Genomic DNA, 17,170 nt, shown 5'->3' on the forward strand with positions numbered 1-17,170 from the left:
AGCTGTGTGTCGGTCATGCCCACCGACCGAGGAAATCGATCACAGCAGCATTGACTTCAGCGGGTTTGGACGCACTCAGGAAGTGATGCCCGTTCGGGATCGTCTCGAGGCGCACTTCGGCCGCACGGGTGAACAGTTTGATTTCGTCCTCGGCGTTGGCCACTGAATAAACCTGGTCTGCGGTGCCGTGGAGCCACAGAACCGGCTGCGTCACTTCGTCCAATCGCCCGAACAACCCGTCGCGATCACGGAGATTGATCGTGGCGAGCCGCAGTCGGTGCCGGCCGGCGTCGCCGGAGTAGTTCGTGCGGTAGATCTCGAGCCACCTCACTCGGTCTTCCGGGCTCAAGCCTCCCAGCGCAGCGTCGAAGGTGGCATCGACGAAATCATCGGGAACAACCCAGTCGTCGTCGACCGGCTCGCCGAAGGCCTCGATGTAGGGGGTGCAGAATCCCGGCCCGTCCCAGCACCCGAGGTCGCGGCTGCGTTGACTCTCGACGTCCAGCGAGGTACCCAACGGAATCAGGCCTTTGACTACCTCTGGTGCCAGCAAGCCCATTCGGGTGGCAATCCACCCCCCTTGCGAAGTCCCCAAGACGAATGCGTTCGGAATGTCCAGTGCCGCAAGAGCCTGCAGGTTCGCAACTGCGCTGTCCCAGTAGGTGAAATGCTTGTATGTCGAACGGGTTCGGCCATGACCGTACGGCTCGAGGGCCAGTAGGTTGGCCCTGTCGGTCAGCGCAGTATCCGCGAACTGGTCGCGGTACAACTCCGCAGAGGTGGTGTACGAGTTGATCATGACCAGGGTCGGCAATTCGGGGTTGTAAGGTCGCCCGAACGTGGCCCCTATGACCGAGCCGCCGAGGTGGGGGATGGTGATGGTTTGATCGAACGTGCTCATGAACTCAATTCCTCTTCTTTGTGGGGCAGTCCCGAGATCGGGTCACGGTAAAGGTGCGGGCGCTATCTGGCCGGCACTCGGTATGGGTGTTGTCTGGCCTGGGCTGCGGGACGGCTCTCGGGCCGACTCGAAGAGCTGATCAACTCGTTCCAACTCTTCCCGGTCACTGGCTCGAAGGAGGCTGACCGCGACGAAGACGACAAGATTGGCTACGAGGCCGACCAGTCCGGAACCTAACCCCTCAAGCCACGGCACTGCCCCGCCTTGGTCCATGTACGGAACCGTCAGCGCCAGAGCGATTACCGCACCGACGAGCAGCCCGGCGATTGCGCCGTCCCTGTTACCTTTGCGCCACATGAGTCCGCCGAAGATCGGTACGGCAAGTTGGATGATGGCTTGATACGCCAACTGCGTGACGCCGGCCAAGTTGGGTGAATCGTAGATGCGGTACGCGATGATCGCGGCAACTATTGCGGTAACTGCCATCGCAGCCTTGGCGAGGTAGAGCTCCTGCTTGTCCCGCAGTGGGTGAACGACAGCAACGATGTCGTTCGCAACTTGAGTGCCGATCGCTTGGGTGACGCCGTCGACGAAGCCCATTCCCGCCGCGAAAACTATGACAAGCGCGATCGCCAACAACCAGGTACCACCGGCGTCCTGCGCGATCGCGAAGAACGACGATACTGGATTGGCAGCGGCGAAAGGGATCGGCGCCGCGCACAGCGCGACAAACATGAGTAGAACGCAGAACACGAAGCCGATCGCCATTGTTTGCAGCGAGCCCTTTTTCACTTCACGCACGCTGGCCGCAGTGTAGATTCGCGTGAATATCATAGGCCAGCAAAGACTCCCAATGATTCCGGCGGCAACGATGCCGAAGTAGTAGAGTCCGCCTTCATCGGATCCGAAGCCGGGCAGGCTCAGTTGAGCGTCGGTAAGCTTGCTCATGTTCGAGATGCCACCGAAGTAGAAGAACAACAGGCCCAGGCACAAAATGGCCGATCCGATGTAGGCAACAATCCCCTGGACCATATCGGTGAGGATGAGACCCCTCATACCCATCTGGACGGTCCAGAACTGACGCACGACCAATACTGCAATCCCGATCAGGATGGAGTCGGCGTCAGAGAGTTTACCCAGCGATGCCCACTGAACTACCGCGCCCATTGCAATGAGCCCGAGAACGAGCCAGGGCACGAGGGCGACGACACTGATGGCGCTTCCGATCAACTTCAGGCCGCGGCTGTTGTACCGCAGGTCCAGTAGATCCGCCTGGGTCCGCAGGTCGAACTTCTTACCCCACTTCCATACTGGCCGGGCGATGAAATACATCGCGAGAACACCAAGGACGGAGTAGACGAGAAAGTACAACCCGATCACGCCACTAGCAACGGTCAGACCGAAAACCGCGGTAAAAGTCGAACCGGGCCACCACGAATTCGTGTACGCCATCGACACGAACCAGCTCGAAAACGAGCGCTCACCGACGGCGTAGTTGCTGAACGTCGCGACGCTTTGCCGGTTCTTGGAGATGTGAAGGACAACAACGATGACGACGAAGAAGACGCCTAAGGCGCCAAAAGTGACGATCATCAGTCCACCGCTCCCTGACGACACTCGGTGACCCAGAGACCGGTGACTGCTGCGATCGCAGCTGCGGACACGAGTATCAGGTACCAGACCGAAATCGGTACGCCGATGACCAGACCGTGCTGGTGGGACATTGCGATGTACAAAGGTGGCCAGAGCGCGATCATATTGATCAGCGCGAATAGTGCGCCGAAGGCGATGTTCCTCGCTGGGGAACGACTGAATAAGCCAGTGCGTTTCATTGATACTCTTTTCGTCTCTGCAGGCCGTCAACAGGGCCGGCTGGGCGGCGTATAGCCAGATGAAAAGCGTATGAACAATCACATTCCTCGACCATCGGTCAGTTGACGTATTTTCCGCATACCTCCGGTCGGACATCGCATGCGGACACGACAAACCGAACGGGCGAAATGTACTGGGGCATCGAGAATTTCATAACCGGAACTGAACGGGTGAGAATCCGCCACTAAAGACGCGGCTGCTGCATCATCAACGGAGATTCATCTCCCCTCACAGCGCCTTTGGCGCTACCGTAGGGCTTTGGTTTACGCCCGTTCCGACTCCCCCGACTCGCTGGTCGTTGCGGTCACCCTGACGACGGTCGCACTCCGGGTCCTCACATCTCGCTCGCGAGCAACAGTCCTGCTTCCACAGCAAGCGCGGCGAGCTGCACACGAGATTGGCTCCCGAGTTTGACGAGAAGATGCTCGACGTGGGTCGAAACGGTTCTAGGACTGATGAACAGCTTCTTCGCGATCTGGGGATTGGAACAGCCTCGGGTGACCCAATGAAGAATTTGCACTTCCCGGCAGCTCAACCCGAACGGCCACGGAATCCGACGTTCAACGACCACGAGGGACGTTCCGGGACCCGCCGACAACTCGATCCGATGGCACGAACCATCCGACTCGGCCCACAAGTACTGCGCCGGTCGGCCAGCCCAATCCCGGATCGCTGACGCCAACCACCTGCGCGCAGACTCTCCAAGAACCGGACCCGCCGTATGACCTGGCAGCTCCGAAATTGCGCCTGTATCGGTGACTATGACGGCGTGCGCTGCCACCCCAGCCCGTTGCACGGCACCATGAGCGCTCCGGAAGAGATCACAGACGTCAGCGAGTACAGGACGGAACCTCTCGATCACGCTAAGAGCCTCGTTACTGGCGTCTTTGGGGCGCGCCCAACTCACGTGCAGAGCACCGGTATATCGCCCACCAGGCAACCTCAGACACATGGTCGCGCCCTCCTTGAACCCAGCGGGAATCAAGAATCCCTCGGCGGACTGAGTCTGCGCGAACGGGATGTGCCAATCCCTCTGCAAGTCCAGCCAACGGAGGGCGTGCGGAACCTGGGTATGCAACAAATGAAAGCCCGGATTCCCGTCGACGAACGCGTCGTTCATATGTTCGTCGAGCTCCCGCGTGTAGCCTTCGCTCGCCAACGTGACGTGCCTGTGACTTCCTGAACCCGCATCCCATGCCGTCAATGCGTATCCGTCCCATGGAATCGAATCACGCAGGACTCTCATTGCAGCAGAAGCGCGCACGTGGACATCGGATAGTTCGACGAAACGGCCATCGTCCGGCGGGATCATGGCGGGAAGCAAAGCGTGGATCTGCATACGATACTCCTGGATCCGACTCCCCCAAGTACGTATAGGCTCTCATTGTCTCGCCAGTCAGGCAACATCGGGGAACGAGAGGGAAACCGGCGGCAGAGCCACACGCAGTGGTCGAAAAGTGGCTGGGTTTACGCCCACCCGGCGATCGGCTCGAGCAAGCTGGGGTCGCTATCCCCGGCATTTTTGACGGCAGTCGAGACTTTGCAAAGCTCCGATGCGGCACCCGCAATCGAACTGTCACTGGCGGCAACCGCTGACAAACAGTGCGCGCAGATTGGCTGCAAGTTGACCACCAATGGTGAATCGGCAATCGTTCGCGCAGCGATCAAGGGTATACCGTTCGGCACCATCACAATTCACACTGAATCAGGGCCGATCCACACCGAATCGTTGTCGAACACCGGGACCGGCGGAGGTGCGTTCGTCGCCGCGGTGGGCAGTGCAGCAAGTTTCCGGCCATGTTCGATGACGCTGCCAGATGCCCGTTCTCCTTGAAGAGTGCCTATCGCCCTCAGTCTCAGTCGCCGTTCGAACCGCCGAATACAAGTTCAGGCGTGCCCACTACCGATAGGCCGGGGTGTAGTTGCTGCTGTAGGGACTCGATCCCGGCGGTGTCGAGTGTTCCGTGGTGAATCTGGCAGACCCAGTCGAAATCTTCTGTAGACCAGGCGATCTGATATCCGTAAGTCTTGGTTTTCCACGGCTGGTTCGATCGTGGCCTCCGGGCGATCCATCCCGCTTTATCACCGAGTTCTGCGGCGAATGCGCCGGTTTCGGGTTCGATCGAGTGAACGAAGCGTGGGGTCAGGTCCGTCAGCATGGGCACCCTGATGGGTTCGGCGGCGATCTCCTCATGAAACCAGCTCATCGACTCCTGCGCCGGCGTTACTGGTGGCCCGCCGCGACCGGTGAGGCTCCTCGATTCTGCATCGGTGGTGACCGGACCGTCCCAGGTGAACAGGGAGAGTTCGAGGTGCTCCCCCACTCTGAGGTCGGTGTATGCGGCGCCGTCGATACCGTCGCCGGAGTGTTGGGCAAGTACCGCACCGGTTTCGGCGTCGACGACAAGCCGCAGCGACGGCTTCGGCAGATTCCGGCTCTCGCGTGGGGCGAGATCCACCGACCAGCATCGACGGCCGAGGAACTCGACGTCTGTCACCGGCCCTGTCGGGCGTGAATGATCGTTGCCGACCCAATGCTCAACGCGCGGGGTGATCGCAAGGTATCGGCCCGCGCCGGGCGAGTGCACGTGATGGAGTTCGGTGCAGCGCGGTTGGTCTGGGTCGGCGGTGAAGTCCCAAGCGGTGGTGCCGTCGCTGACGAACATCACCTGCCCGTCGAGTGACTCGATCCTCGATCGGCGCCCCCACCGATACAGATGCACGCCGGGGAGGCGAACGGGAAGAAACACAGGTTCTTCACCGTAGCTGCCGAAGTAATAGTGAAACGGTTCGTCGGAATTGCGGTACGGGACCACGACCCCGTGGACCGGTTGCCGCGGTCCGTCGGCCAAGGTCACCAACATCTGCACCCATTCGGTCATCACTGCCTCCGTTATGCATTCGGGTATCGGTCGTCTGCGGCCTAGGTCAACGCGCCTCCCCCTGGTTTCGGTGAGCTTTCCGGCCCGATCGCCTGCGCCGCTCAGCTCAGACATGCAGGACTCCCGCGATCGCTTCGGAAGCCGCGGGGTAGGCGCGGGTGTCGGCTTGTTCCCTCAACTCTGCCGAGGCGTAGGACAGGAGATTGTCGAGACGAACACCAAGCTCGTCGTACAGATTCAGCCGAGCTGTCAACATCAGTCCCGGGTAGTCACGATGCCGGAATCGGACATGGATCCGGCCGCTCGGCCAGTGGCCGACGTACGTGGCGCTCACCTGATCGACTTTGTCCGAGAACCGCATTCGGTCGAGACCGCGCAGGCAGTACTGCACGTACCCGTGATGATCGAGTGGCTCAGGCCCGACAGGCCAGCACCGATCGGTGATGTCGATGCCGCCGGTGATCAGCGAATGGATGCCGCCATCGACCCCGGTGGAAAGTACCGACCGACCGCCGGCAGGACGGGTAGCGGTCCTCGCGACCAACCACAGCCTCCTGGCCCCTGCGACCCCGTGGGCGACATCCATCCCGGGCAGCATCAAAGTCGTCACCGGCGACGGAACCTCACCACGGTAGGCCCGTACAGTTGTGGCGCCACGCGCAATGGGGTCTTTGCCCCAGTACCAGCGCACGTTGCCATCGAATGCGCGCTTGCGGCGATGGTTTTCGTTGTACGACACATCCGCATACTCGCTGGCGTACCCGACCTGCCGATTTTCCGCGCACAGGTAGGTGTTGCGGTCGATGCGCAGCGGGGCCGGATCATGCAGAGGTATCTGCAATACCGATGAGCTGTAACGCAACTCGAACCCGGCCCGCTTTCCTCCCGTGCCGTCCACGCGCGGCACCCGTTCCCACGGATCGTGCTCGACACCGAGATAGAGCGAGGATTCGTCGAACTCGGCCGACACGATCGCCGCGGCATCCACTTCGACCAGACGCATCCCACCACCCGGCTTGGTCACCAGCAGCGCCGGTTTGCGCCTCAGCGTCCGTGGCGGAATATCCGGCGAGGGTGAGATGTCGTTGTGCCTGCGTGTAGTCGTCATACACCAGGCGCCGGCGCGTCCCGCGCCGATCAGATGGTGCCCTTCGGTGTATTCGGACCGGTCGATGCCGTCGGTACCGACGTGAACCAAAGGGCCGTCGCGGTGATTCTGTATCCACAAACCGGACTCGTCGGCAGAGATCTGTGCTGGGCCGAATCCCGGAGGGGTCGGAGGAAGATCGGTCCACGCCACCAACCCCGCCAACGATTCTGTGTGCGGATCAATCAGTGCCGCAACGGGTTGACGCTCGTCGACCACCCACAGGTGAGCAGCGGCGAAGAAGACATATCGAGGGCGCAGGAACCTACGCCGGAGGTGGGCGCTCATGCGCCTTTCTGCAGAGTCATGACATCGACGGTACCAGCGAAACCGCATCGTGTACCGCAACGGTCGCCCGACTGGTTCGATTTCAGGGCTGCCGATCGCGCAACTCCTCGACGATAATCCACTGCGATCGAGGGTTGAGCGCACCGTGCGCTGTGATTGTTTCTTTGCTGCGGTGCACTATCTTCTTTTTGGACGTTCGATCAGGACGGGTCGACATCGGAGCGAATGAACTCCAAAGTGCCCGAGCACGTTCGACGCTTGGGCACTGTCGGACTTTGTTACCCGTCAGTCGGGGTGGGCTCAGGGTTTTCCTGGATGAATCGCAGATTGCAAACCCGTACGCTATCGCAATGGACTTGATGGTCTGGATCGTCACGACGCCATTTCTTGCAGCAGCACTGGCGGGCGTGATGCGACGAACGCTGGGGACGAGAGTCGGATGGCCGCGAACCCTTGCGGTCGCGGTGATAGCACTCTCGGTGGGGGTTCCACTGTCGGGATACGTCGCAACACTTGCAGGAATTGCCAGCCAGGACGATCAACTTCTGGTGAGCGTAGGAACAGCGCTCATATTCTTCGGAGTTGTCGCGCTCTGGGTGTTCGCAGCATGCCTGGCCGCATTGGTTTTCCTCGAAGTTGTCCTTCCAACAGGGTCCATCCCCGGACCGCCAGAAGCATTGCAGCGCAGCCGCAAATCGTGGCGACGAACCAAGCGATACGTCCAGATCATGGGCATCGTCGTGCGAGCGGGAGGCGGGCCCGCTCTCCGTGCTGGGCCATCAGCGCCTCAGTTCGGGGACGCGCTGGTGGAAGTAATCAACCGGTGCGGTGTCACTTTCGTCAAGCTGGGACAGATCCTCGGCACGCGAGACGACCTCATACCACCCGAGTTGGCTCGCACTCTCTCGTCTCTGCAAAGTTCGGCACGACCGGCTGATCCAGTCCGCATTGCGGAGCTACTGGCATCGGAACTCGGCGACGCACCAGAGTCGGTGTTCGCATGGTTCGATGTGGAGCCGTTCGCCGCCGCCTCTGTCGCACAGGTACATTCCGCGCGCACCGTTGAAGGCGTCGACGTTGTGGTGAAGGTTCAACGGCCCGAGGCGAGCGCACAAGTGAGCGTGGATTGCGATATCTTCCTTCGCGTGTCATCCCGCGCGGAGACCCGTTTTCCCTGGGCACGCGATATCGGCGTTCACCGACTCGCCGGGGGCCTCGTCACGTCACTGCTCGAGGAACTCGACTACCGCACCGAAGCAGCGAATACCGGCGCGATTGCTTCCACCATGTCGAACCGCCCGGATATCGTCGTTCCGCACATCTACCCCAACCTCAGTAGCGGACGGGTGCTCGTGATGGAACGTCTTCACGGCACACCGCTCTCCGACGGTGAGTCGGCGCTCACCGGCCTCGACCGCGACACCCGCAGCAGCATCGCCAACGAACTTCTTGCGTCGTTGCTCGACGGGATCTTTGTCCACGGCGTGTTTCACGCGGACCTGCACCCCGGCAACATCATGATCCTCGATGACGGCCGGGTCGGGCTCCTCGACTTCGGCGCAGTAGGGGTTCTGGACGGCGAGACACGGATCTTGTTCGCCGTGCTCCTCAACGCTGCCCTCGCAGGTGATCCGGTGGCGACAGTCGACGCGATGCTGATGGCATTCGACGTGCCGCCCGAAGTTGATCGCGGAGCACTACGTCACCAGGTGGGCCGAGAGATCACCCTGCTCAGTGTCCAACCCAATGTTTCCATGGCATCGTTCGCGCGAATGTTCACTGTGCTTCGCGAACACCGAATCGGAGTGCCGGGAGACGTCGCCGCCGCTTTCCGTTCGCTCGCGTCCTTGGAGCGCGCCCTGCGGCTCCTGGATCCGCAGATCGACCTCGTCGCTGCTGTTCGGGCCGAAGTACCCCGACTGTTGACCCATGTCGCCAGCCCGACTGCAGCAGCGCAGGCAATCCTGTCGACGACGGCGGTCACAACCGCGGTGGTCAGGCGCCTGCCTGGTCAGCTCGATCAGATCGCGACCTCGATCGCGTCGGGAAGCTTCACACTTCGCACTCGCTCGGTCGCACACCCCGACGACAGGCGATGGCTACGACGGTCGGCGAACAACGCCCTGGGTATGGCGGCGGGGGTGACCGCGCTGATTGTCGCGGCGATCCTTCTGTTCGTACCTGGCGGACCACAACTCACACCTCAGCTGTCGGGCTATGCACTCGTGAGTGCGGTACTGGGCTTCGTCGGCGTCGTTCTGTGCATGCGGACCGTGTTCCGTTTGTTCACACTCGACAACCGGTAACCAGTAACTGATGTTCATCGCTTGATCTCGATGTCGTCGAAGTCGAGCGCCAGGAGCGTCGGCCGCGAGGGAACGCGGCCGCCTGGGCCTCTCGGGAGCACACGTCGTCGAGTGGGAAAGGTGAGACCGTCGAACTCGCGATGCTGGTCGCAGTAGAGAGCAGCTTTCGCCCAGCTGCCTACCGGTTCGGCGACGAAGTCGTGACGGCGGATGAGGCCACCGTTGTCGACATAGAAGGTCTGCTGCCGGCAATGGGTATCGATCGCCGGCGCGAACGTTGCTTGTAGTCGTCGCCATTGCTGCCCGGATTCCTGCCAAGGTTCGGCTTCGGTGACAGTGATGTCGTCGCGGGCGAGCAGCAGCGGTGCGTTCAGATAGTTCCAAAAGGCGTAGCCGGCAAAGTAAGCGGTGTCGAGCGCGTCCCAGTGGAGGTTGCGCCGGACTCCACTCAACCCGAAAAACTCTGGACGTGGGTCGGTTCGACTCCCGAGTTCTTCGCCGTCACGAGTTTCGATCCGCACGACGCCCTTGTCGAACACAGCGCACTCGCCGACACGCGGAAAGTCTTGGAGGACAGTGCGTTGCTCGGCGACTTCAACCTCGACCGTGAACTTCGCCAGCTTGTTGCCGGGGAAGCGCTGAGGCAGCAGACCGCCCAAACGTCCCCGTGCCGTGATCGCTGAAACAGACTGCCAACGTTCGACTCCGCCATGTGCGGTGAGGACTTCATCGAGTAGTTCGGTCATATGTCGACGCTCTCCGTCCCCTGACGGAACTGTGGAAATCAGCGATCAGACGGACGCGTAGTTGTAGTTGCGTTCCTCCCGCGGTACCACTGCCACCCCGCGGTGATGATGACAGCGCCGGCAAGGGACCCGAGGATGCCGCTCGGGCGCAATGATAATCCGTCGCCTGCAATCAAACTCACGAGCAATCCGCCGACCAGCGAACCACCGATTCCCGCGATGAACGCGAAGGTCCAGTCCACTCGTGCGGTCGTTTTCCCCAGAATCAGCTGGGCTCCCGCTCCGATGACGATCCCGAACAGGAGTATTCCGATGATGAGCATGAGACAAGGCCCTTTCGTGGAGTGACGACGCAAGGCGCGAACGACTTACTCTGCACCATCTTTCCGGTATGTCTCTTATGTCGTGGTGAAATCCGTGTGAAAGGTCGTCGTCGCCCATTCCACGTTGCTAGGTCGATGCCAGTGTCGTCGCCCAGCGGTAGTCCGCCTTACCAGCCGGGGTTCGCTTGACTTCATCGACCAGCACGATCGTGCGCGGCACCTTGTAGCCGGCCAACGTCTTGCGGCAATGTTCCTGTACCGCTTCGAGAGTCAACTCGTCGGATCCGGGGTAGGTCGCGATCACCGCTGCGACCTGCTGCCCCATGCGCGGGTCGGGCGCGGGGACAACGAGTGCGTCCGATATTGCCGGATGCGCGTGAAGGGCGGCCTCGACCTCTTCGGCGAAGACCTTCTCGCCACCGGTGTTGATGCACTGCGAGCCGCGACCCAGGAAGACAATCGTGCCGTCCGCTTCGACCTTGCCCATGTCGCCGAGCACCGAAAGACGGGTGCCGTCAGCGCGGGTCGGGAACGTGCGGGCGGTCTTCTCTTCATCCTTGTAGTACCCGAGCGGGACGTTTCCGATACGCGCGATGTAGCCCACGTCGTCGGAGCCGGCGGGGATCTCTTCGAGCCGCTCGTCGACCAGGATCATGTTCGGCGAGGGCGGCATTCGCAGATTCCCCGCCTCGTCGATGGAGAAGGCGCCGTCGTTACCGGACTCCGAGGCTCCGAAGTTGTCGCGCAACAGCAGGTCCGGCTTCACCGCCAGCATGCGATCCCGAACGCTGGTGGACCAGATCGCACCACCCGAGGTGATCGAGAACAGGGTGCTGAAATCGACCTCGTCTTTGCGTCGTTCCATCTCGTCGACCAACGGCAGTCCCATGCCGTCACCGACGATCAAGATCACCTGTACCGAATCCTTCTCGATCGCTTCGACGACCTTCTCCGCAACGAATTCTCGTCGTAGAACCACGCGCGCGCCGAGGGTGAGGAACGTGAACAGCGAATACAACGCTGCGCCGTGCATGAGGGGGGCGGCAATGAGGAACGAGAGTTCCGGAAATTCCTTTGCAGCGCTGGCTATCTCGGCGAGGTCCTGTCGAGCTTCCTCGCCGTACGGATTTCCGCCGGAGAGCGGCTTACGGAAGAAGTCGTCGTGACGCCACGTGACACCCTTCGGGTATCCGGTCGTCCCGCCGGTGTAGAGCAGGTACACGTCGTCGCCCGAACGAGAATCGAACTCCCCTACCGGTGACATCTCGCGAGCGTCGTCGAAGGAAACCACCGACACTTCACGCGCTTTCGCGGCAGCGACCAGTTCGGCCTCGACCTCGCCGATCACGATCACCGTCTTCACCTTCGGGCATGCACCGAAAAGGGAAGCAAGGACACGCTGATGCTCGGGGAGTTCCACGACCACTGCGACCGAGTCGGAGTTGGTGAAGATGTACTCGAGCTCGGCGGGCGTGTACCGGTAGTTCACGTTGATCGGGACCGCACGGATCTTGATCAACCCGAGGATCGACGTGACATGTTCGACGCTGTTCTTCAGGAACAGGGCTACATGATCGCCGCGCGAGATGCCGGCTTGCGCGAGCAGGTTGGCCGTTCGGTTGGCTTCCGCGTCCAGCTCAGCGTAGGAGAAGTTCTCTCCCTCGTAAGTCAAGGCGACGCGATCAGGCACCGAGCTGGCGACGGTTTCGAATACATCAGCGAGGTTGAACTGCATCGTCTTCCCTTTCAGAGTCTGCGCCGCGATACCGAGGCATACAACCCTGAATCTAGAACACGTTCCATGTCACCCGAGGCAAAACGGAGCGATTAGCTGACCATTACCTGGACCTGACCTTGATCGGCGCAGCGACGGCCGAGCCCGCACCGCCCGACACCCATTCGGCGAGCAAGGTCTGCCACGACCCGCAATGGCAGCGCAGGTAGGTGACCGTCCCCTCGCTGGTCCGATGCCGAGATTCGATCTCCCAGCGGTGGATGCAACTTATCGGCGCGAAATCTGTTTTCTTCATACGACGAGCATGATGTAATGGCATTGTGCATCTCAACCCTTACGGCGAATATGCGGTGACGCTGGCCGCCGACCTGGCCAATCGAAATCCCGAGACCTTGGCCGAACTCGTCGAACGCTGCGTCGATGCAGGCATCATTCTCGATTTCCCCATCGCCGAGAAGGACCTCGACGAGACCCTCGACCTTCTGATCGAGTGGTCGAAAATCGTCGACGTCACGGAGGAGGCAGCCCGCGCCGAGTTGGTGAACGTCATGCTCGAGCAAGCGTCGGCGTATCCGCGCATGACCAACCATGCAAACGACGGGTGGCATCTGCACTACCGCGATCCGCAACAGTCGCTCGCCGAGGTCCTCAAGGCCCTCTTCTCGGTAGGCACGGCGCTGCACCTCGTCGGCCGCGGAATGCACAGATTAGGTCGGTGCACCCTGGACGAGTGCACCAACATCTATGCGGACACCTCACGCAACGGCAATCAGCGGTACTGCTCCCCCACGTGTGCGAATCGCGACGCGGTGCGACGCCACCGCGCGCGCAAGTGAGCCGGACCGACTACGACGTGGGACCCACTACCTCGAAATCCGAGCCACCTTGGTAGTCGAACTGGAAGCTGCCGCCGCTGCTTCCCGAGCTGATTCGATTCCACGCGTCGATCAAGTCCTGGACCGTGATATATCCCAGGTCCTCCAAAGAACCTGAGAGACTTCCGGTTCCGGCGCCCTCGAACCAGCCGCCGACCACAACGGCCTGCGGAATCGCGATAGTGGGGTTGGTCGGATCGAGCAGTCGAACGCACGCTCCCGCAACGGCGTACACCCCGGCCGGCAGATTGCCGACGGTCCGCGTGATCGTCTGCCCAGGCGAAACAGCAAACAGATCGAGGATGTTGCTGACGGTCGGATACACCAACACGCCGGGCTGGAGCAGCTTTGCCGGATCACGAATCACGTCGGGGACATCTCTGGCGTTGAGGATCGCCACTGTGCAGTTGATGAAGCTGAACCGCGGGTTCGGGTTGGTGATGGTGAAGGTGATCGCATTGTCCGCTGCGCTCACCGACATCGGAGGCGGGAGAATCGCCGGTGCTGCGGACGCCGTCGCCGGAGTCATGACAACAAGTCCCACGACGGCGGCCGACGCCGCGACAATGCTTCCGAGAACGCGTTTGAATCCACGACTTCGCATTTCCGAACCTCCAGGCAAGTCGGTCAGATCACCAGATGCCTGAAGAATAGACCGCTCAGTCGGAAAATTGGGGAGACAGACGGTGAGCTACCCGAAAAGTCCTTCGAGGCTGCCGCTGCCGAACAGGTCGCTCAGGCTTCCGGTATTGATGCCGCTGAACGGTCCACCGATGACAACGAGGCTCGGCACGCCAGGAACAGGCTTACCCAACGTCTCCAGATCGAGAAGATCGGAGCAGGCACCGAGCACGGCGTAGGTTCCGTCCGGAACATCGGTCACGGTGTTGGTGACCGTCTGCCCCTTACCGACGGCGAACAGTGAGGACGGGTCGGTGATCTTGGGGTACACCACAAGGTTCGGATCGAGCAGCTTGAGCGGATCATCAAGCACAGCAGCAGAATCCGCGGCGTTGACGACAAACGCCTGGCACAACGGGGCAATGCCCGTGTTGTTGTTCGTGATCGTCAGTGCCAGATCGTTTCCGGTCACCTTGTACGAGACGACCGGCGGGACCACCTCGGCCGACGCAGTTGCAGGATTGACCATCGCGACGCCTGCCGCGGTTGCAGCGGCGACTGCCACGGTTCCCACGACGCGACGTACTCCACTCGTGCCCAGCTTCATCGAGGATCCTTTCGTACTGCGCCTTGAGTTCGGCAACAGTGCGCAGCCTAGAACGGATCTACTGACCGAATTGCGTGAATAGTCCCGGAGGGAGGCCGTGCCCGAAAGATCGGGACAAACGTCCCCTTCTCGAAGAGCTTGCTTTCGACTCAGTTCCCACTGGAGACGAAGGGCGTCCGCACCGGTCCGCCGACCGAACCGTGCGGTGCTACCAATCCACGCTTTTCGAGGATCGGACGCACACCCTCACCGAACTGATACGCCTCTTCGAGATGGGGATAGCCCGACAATACAAAGTGATCCAGGCCGATCGCCGCGTACTCGGCAATCCGATCAGCCACTTCTTGGTGCGAACCTACCAATGCGGTGCCTGCACCCCCTCGCACCAATCCGACGCCGGTCCACAGGTTCGGCGCAATCTCCAGCGACCTCGCTCCGACGCCCTCCTTGTAAGCCGAACCGCCGCCGTGCAATTCGAGCATTCGACGCTGACCTTCGGAGCCGGATCGCGCAAGACTCGCCTGAGTCTGCTCGACGGTCGCCGGATCGAGCGCACTGAGCAGCCGATCCGCTTCTGCCCATGCCTGTTCCGAGGTGTCCCGGCTGATGACATGCAGACGGATTCCGTAGTCGAGGTGACGACCTTGGACTTCCGCGAGGTCGCGGATCCAGGCGATCTTGGCGGCAACAGCGGACGGCGTCTCACCCCACGTGAGATACGTATCCGCGTAACGCGATGCGACGGTTCCGGCCGCCGGCGACGATCCGCCGAAGAAGATGGGCGGTACCGGATCCGGAATACGCTGCAGCGTAGCCTTTTCCACGTTGACGTACTCGCCGGAGAAATCAACCGGACCGTTACCGGACCACAACTGGCGGATCACGTCGAGGAACTCGCCGCATCGTGCGTACCGTTGGTTCTTGTCGAGGAAGTCACCGAACGTGCGCTGCTCGTGGTCCTCCCCGCCGGTCACGACGTTGAGCAGCAGACGACCGCCCGACTGCCATTGGAAGGTTGCGGCCATCTGGGCGGCCAGCGTCGGGCTGAGCAATCCCGGTCGCAGAGCAACCAGAAACTTGAGCGTCTCGGTGGTCTCGAGCATCATCGCTGTCGTCAGCCATGCGTCTTCGCACCACGCGCCGGTCGGCGTGAGGACGGCCTCGAAGCCGTTCGTCTCGGCGGCCGCGCCGATCTGATTGAGGTATTTCAGCGTCGCCGGACGATCACCGGACATCGAGCTGCCGTGCCCACCCGCCATCAGATTCCGGGAATCACCGTAAGTAGGCAAGAACCAGTGGAAGCGCAGTGACACGGTGATTCCTTTCGTCGACGAACAGGCAGAACTCTTCTGTCATTACAACCACAGTCCACCTCGAAGAACAGGGTTGAAATCACCCTGATCGCTACGGGTGCCCACTTTCGGCTCCGGCGATACCTTCGTGAATTTGCACCGCGACCCGGGGGCTCCGATGACCACGTTTGCCGAAGTCGAGCACAATTCACCGTTCTCGAACGAGACCGACGACGAGCGGCGATCCAGACTGAGAACCGTCGTCGCCGCGAGCCTGCTCGGCACGACGGTCGAGTGGTACGACTTCTTCCTCTATGCGACGGCCGCGAGCCTCGTCTTCAACCAACTGTTCTTCCCCAACCAGAGTTCCTTTGTCGGGACCATGCTTTCTTTTGCGACCTTCGCGGTCGGCTTTCTCGTTCGCCCCATCGGCGGAGTGGTGTTCGGTCACATCGGCGATCGCATCGGGCGCAAGAAAACGCTTGCCCTCACGATGTTCATCATGGGTATCGCGACGGCGCTCATGGGCGTCCTTCCGACCGCAGCTCAAATCGGGGTCGTTGCACCGATTCTGCTTCTGCTGCTTCGTATCCTGCAGGGATTTGCTCTCGGTGGTGAGTGGGCCGGAGCCGTTCTTCTGGCGGTCGAACACAGTCCGGAGAAGAAGCGCGGGCTGTTCGGCAGCATCCCGCAGATCGGACTGGCTCTCGGCTTGGCTTTGGGCACAGGAATGTTCGCACTACTTCAAACGGTCTTCGACGACGAACAGTTTCTCCGTTTCGGCTGGCGCATAGCCTTTGTTCTGAGCTTGGTACTCGTGATCGTGGGGTTGGTGGTCCGTTTGAAGGTCGACGAGACGCCGGCATTTCAGGCCGTTCGCGACCTCGAACAGCGCTCATCCGCCCCGCTCAGGGAAGTCTTTCAAGGAAGAGTCGCGCGAAACACCTTACTGGGCATGCTGTCTCGCTGGGGCGAGGGCGCCGCGTTCAACACCTGGGGCGTCTTTGCAATCACGTATGCAACCAAGACTCTGCATTTCGAAAAGGTTCCGGTACTTCTTGTGGTCACCGTGGCCGCAGTAGTGATGGCGATCTTGCTGCCGTTTTCCGGTTCACTCGCTGATCGGTTCGGCCCGCAACGGGTCTACATCGTGGGCATCGCCGCGTACGGCCTCGCGATCTTCCCCGCCTTCGCACTGTTCGGTACCGAGAATCTCCTGCTCTTCGGAGTCGCGATGGTCGTGGTCTTCGGAGTGATTCATGCCTTGTTCTACGGCGCCCAGGGAACGCTGTATGCGAGCCTCTACCCCACAGAAATCCGGTACACCGGGTTGTCGGTCGTTTACCAGTTCTCGGGTATCTACGCCTCCGGCGTCACACCTCTGATTCTGACGGCACTGATCGGCGCCAGTGGCGGTCCGCCCTGGCTGGCATGCGGATATCTGGTGGCCACCTCGGCGATCAGCGTCGTCGCCACTGCGGCGATCAGGAAGCGTGATCTGCATCTGTAGCGATCACACCTGAATATTCACTTCTCTTGGACATTTACTAGATACCCATAGAAATACCTGCGAAG

At 61.1% G+C, this 17,170-nt stretch carries 16 protein-coding genes; 3 read left to right on the forward strand and 13 right to left on the reverse strand.

From position 1 onward, the window contains the following. Positions 1–13 precede the first annotated feature (13 nt). From ACVZUB_RS26295 to ACVZUB_RS26320, 6 genes are all read right to left on the reverse strand, one after another. The gene (locus tag ACVZUB_RS26295; protein ID WP_047271999.1) at positions 14–901 is read right to left on the reverse strand and encodes an alpha/beta fold hydrolase; all 888 of its coding nucleotides are present in this window, start codon (positions 899–901) and stop codon (positions 14–16) included. 42 nt (positions 902–943) lie between these two features. Beyond that, the gene (locus ACVZUB_RS26300; RefSeq protein WP_047271997.1) at positions 944–2,494 is read right to left on the reverse strand and encodes a sodium:solute symporter family protein; all 1,551 of its coding nucleotides are present in this window, start codon (positions 2,492–2,494) and stop codon (positions 944–946) included. After that, complete coding sequence (locus tag ACVZUB_RS26305; protein ID WP_047271996.1) at positions 2,494–2,733, reverse strand: hypothetical protein; 240 nt, start codon at positions 2,731–2,733, stop codon at positions 2,494–2,496. Before ACVZUB_RS26305 ends, ACVZUB_RS26300 begins: the two co-directional genes overlap by 1 nt. 374 nt (positions 2,734–3,107) lie before the next feature. Further along, the gene (locus ACVZUB_RS26310) at positions 3,108–4,112 is read right to left on the reverse strand and encodes a helix-turn-helix transcriptional regulator (protein WP_065351475.1); all 1,005 of its coding nucleotides are present in this window, start codon (positions 4,110–4,112) and stop codon (positions 3,108–3,110) included. Between the two features lie 517 nt (positions 4,113–4,629). After that, positions 4,630–5,655 carry a hypothetical protein gene (locus tag ACVZUB_RS26315; RefSeq protein ID WP_054827031.1) on the reverse strand — a complete coding sequence of 342 codons (1,026 nt, stop codon included), beginning with the start codon at positions 5,653–5,655 and terminating at the stop codon, positions 4,630–4,632. 106 nt (positions 5,656–5,761) lie between these two features. Beyond that, positions 5,762–7,090: a hypothetical protein gene (locus tag ACVZUB_RS26320; RefSeq protein WP_139799808.1), complete on the reverse strand. Its 1,329-nt coding sequence runs from the start codon at positions 7,088–7,090 to the stop codon at positions 5,762–5,764. A 350-nt stretch (positions 7,091–7,440) separates the two neighbouring features. On the opposite strand from ACVZUB_RS26320, the gene ACVZUB_RS26325 reads away from it, so the two are divergent. Then, positions 7,441–9,396, forward strand: a complete 1,956-nt coding sequence (locus tag ACVZUB_RS26325) for an ABC1 kinase family protein (RefSeq protein ID WP_482627893.1) — start codon at positions 7,441–7,443, stop codon at positions 9,394–9,396. Between the two features lie 14 nt (positions 9,397–9,410). On the opposite strand, the gene ACVZUB_RS26330 is transcribed toward ACVZUB_RS26325, so the two are convergent. The 4 genes from ACVZUB_RS26330 to ACVZUB_RS26345 all read right to left on the reverse strand — a co-directional run bounded on the left by ACVZUB_RS26330 (position 9,411) and on the right by ACVZUB_RS26345 (position 12,495). Next, positions 9,411–10,142, reverse strand: coding sequence for a hypothetical protein (locus ACVZUB_RS26330; protein WP_054188440.1), 732 nt, complete (start codon positions 10,140–10,142; stop codon positions 9,411–9,413). Positions 10,143–10,180: 38 nt separating this feature from the next. Beyond that, the gene (locus ACVZUB_RS26335) at positions 10,181–10,465 is read right to left on the reverse strand and encodes a hypothetical protein (RefSeq protein ID WP_003939785.1); all 285 of its coding nucleotides are present in this window, start codon (positions 10,463–10,465) and stop codon (positions 10,181–10,183) included. Between the two features lie 127 nt (positions 10,466–10,592). Next, positions 10,593–12,200: an AMP-binding protein gene (locus ACVZUB_RS26340; RefSeq protein ID WP_482627894.1), complete on the reverse strand. Its 1,608-nt coding sequence runs from the start codon at positions 12,198–12,200 to the stop codon at positions 10,593–10,595. A gap of 103 nt (positions 12,201–12,303) precedes the next feature. Beyond that, complete coding sequence (locus ACVZUB_RS26345) at positions 12,304–12,495, reverse strand: hypothetical protein (protein ID WP_039973125.1); 192 nt, start codon at positions 12,493–12,495, stop codon at positions 12,304–12,306. Between the two features lie 25 nt (positions 12,496–12,520). Between ACVZUB_RS26345 and ACVZUB_RS26350 the strand changes: the two genes are divergently transcribed. Continuing rightward, positions 12,521–13,036: a CGNR zinc finger domain-containing protein gene (locus ACVZUB_RS26350; protein WP_003940315.1), complete on the forward strand. Its 516-nt coding sequence runs from the start codon at positions 12,521–12,523 to the stop codon at positions 13,034–13,036. A 10-nt stretch (positions 13,037–13,046) separates the two neighbouring features. Here ACVZUB_RS26350 and ACVZUB_RS26355 read toward each other — a convergent pair whose 3' ends face one another. The 3 genes from ACVZUB_RS26355 to ACVZUB_RS26365 all read right to left on the reverse strand — a co-directional run bounded on the left by ACVZUB_RS26355 (position 13,047) and on the right by ACVZUB_RS26365 (position 15,616). Further along, positions 13,047–13,679, reverse strand: coding sequence for a hypothetical protein (locus ACVZUB_RS26355; RefSeq protein ID WP_075834517.1), 633 nt, complete (start codon positions 13,677–13,679; stop codon positions 13,047–13,049). Between the two features lie 87 nt (positions 13,680–13,766). Next, positions 13,767–14,303 carry a hypothetical protein gene (locus tag ACVZUB_RS26360; protein WP_007729952.1) on the reverse strand — a complete coding sequence of 179 codons (537 nt, stop codon included), beginning with the start codon at positions 14,301–14,303 and terminating at the stop codon, positions 13,767–13,769. 149 nt (positions 14,304–14,452) lie between these two features. Further along, on the reverse strand, positions 14,453–15,616 hold the full coding sequence (locus ACVZUB_RS26365; RefSeq protein WP_482627895.1) for an LLM class flavin-dependent oxidoreductase: 1,164 nt from the start codon (positions 15,614–15,616) through the stop codon (positions 14,453–14,455). 157 nt (positions 15,617–15,773) lie between these two features. Here ACVZUB_RS26365 and ACVZUB_RS26370 point away from each other — a divergent pair, with 157 nt between their 5' ends. Beyond that, on the forward strand, positions 15,774–17,105 hold the full coding sequence (locus ACVZUB_RS26370; RefSeq protein ID WP_075834521.1) for an MFS transporter: 1,332 nt from the start codon (positions 15,774–15,776) through the stop codon (positions 17,103–17,105). Positions 17,106–17,170: the final 65 nt, after the last annotated feature.

The organism is Rhodococcus sp. OS5 (genome assembly GCF_056837585.1).

What these genes read in the sequence shown, in the direction of transcription:
- ACVZUB_RS26335 (WP_003939785.1), bottom strand. Translation starts at nt 10,465, where the DNA reads ATGCTCATCATCGGAATACTCCTGTTCGGGATCGTCATCGGAGCGGGA.
- ACVZUB_RS26320 (WP_139799808.1), bottom strand. Translation starts at nt 7,090, where the DNA reads ATGAGCGCCCACCTCCGGCGTAGGTTCCTGCGCCCTCGATATGTCTTC.
- ACVZUB_RS26355 (WP_075834517.1), bottom strand. Translation starts at nt 13,679, where the DNA reads ATGCGAAGTCGTGGATTCAAACGCGTTCTCGGAAGCATTGTCGCGGCG.
- ACVZUB_RS26315 (WP_054827031.1), bottom strand. Translation starts at nt 5,655, where the DNA reads ATGACCGAATGGGTGCAGATGTTGGTGACCTTGGCCGACGGACCGCGG.
- ACVZUB_RS26300 (WP_047271997.1), bottom strand. Translation starts at nt 2,494, where the DNA reads ATGATCGTCACTTTTGGCGCCTTAGGCGTCTTCTTCGTCGTCATCGTT.
- ACVZUB_RS26325 (WP_482627893.1), top strand. Translation starts at nt 7,441, where the DNA reads ATGGACTTGATGGTCTGGATCGTCACGACGCCATTTCTTGCAGCAGCA.
- ACVZUB_RS26330 (WP_054188440.1), bottom strand. Translation starts at nt 10,142, where the DNA reads ATGACCGAACTACTCGATGAAGTCCTCACCGCACATGGCGGAGTCGAA.
- ACVZUB_RS26370 (WP_075834521.1), top strand. Translation starts at nt 15,774, where the DNA reads ATGACCACGTTTGCCGAAGTCGAGCACAATTCACCGTTCTCGAACGAG.
- ACVZUB_RS26295 (WP_047271999.1), bottom strand. Translation starts at nt 901, where the DNA reads ATGAGCACGTTCGATCAAACCATCACCATCCCCCACCTCGGCGGCTCG.
- ACVZUB_RS26310 (WP_065351475.1), bottom strand. Translation starts at nt 4,112, where the DNA reads ATGCAGATCCACGCTTTGCTTCCCGCCATGATCCCGCCGGACGATGGC.
- ACVZUB_RS26340 (WP_482627894.1), bottom strand. Translation starts at nt 12,200, where the DNA reads ATGCAGTTCAACCTCGCTGATGTATTCGAAACCGTCGCCAGCTCGGTG.
- ACVZUB_RS26345 (WP_039973125.1), bottom strand. Translation starts at nt 12,495, where the DNA reads ATGAAGAAAACAGATTTCGCGCCGATAAGTTGCATCCACCGCTGGGAG.
- ACVZUB_RS26360 (WP_007729952.1), bottom strand. Translation starts at nt 14,303, where the DNA reads ATGAAGCTGGGCACGAGTGGAGTACGTCGCGTCGTGGGAACCGTGGCA.
- ACVZUB_RS26305 (WP_047271996.1), bottom strand. Translation starts at nt 2,733, where the DNA reads ATGAAACGCACTGGCTTATTCAGTCGTTCCCCAGCGAGGAACATCGCC.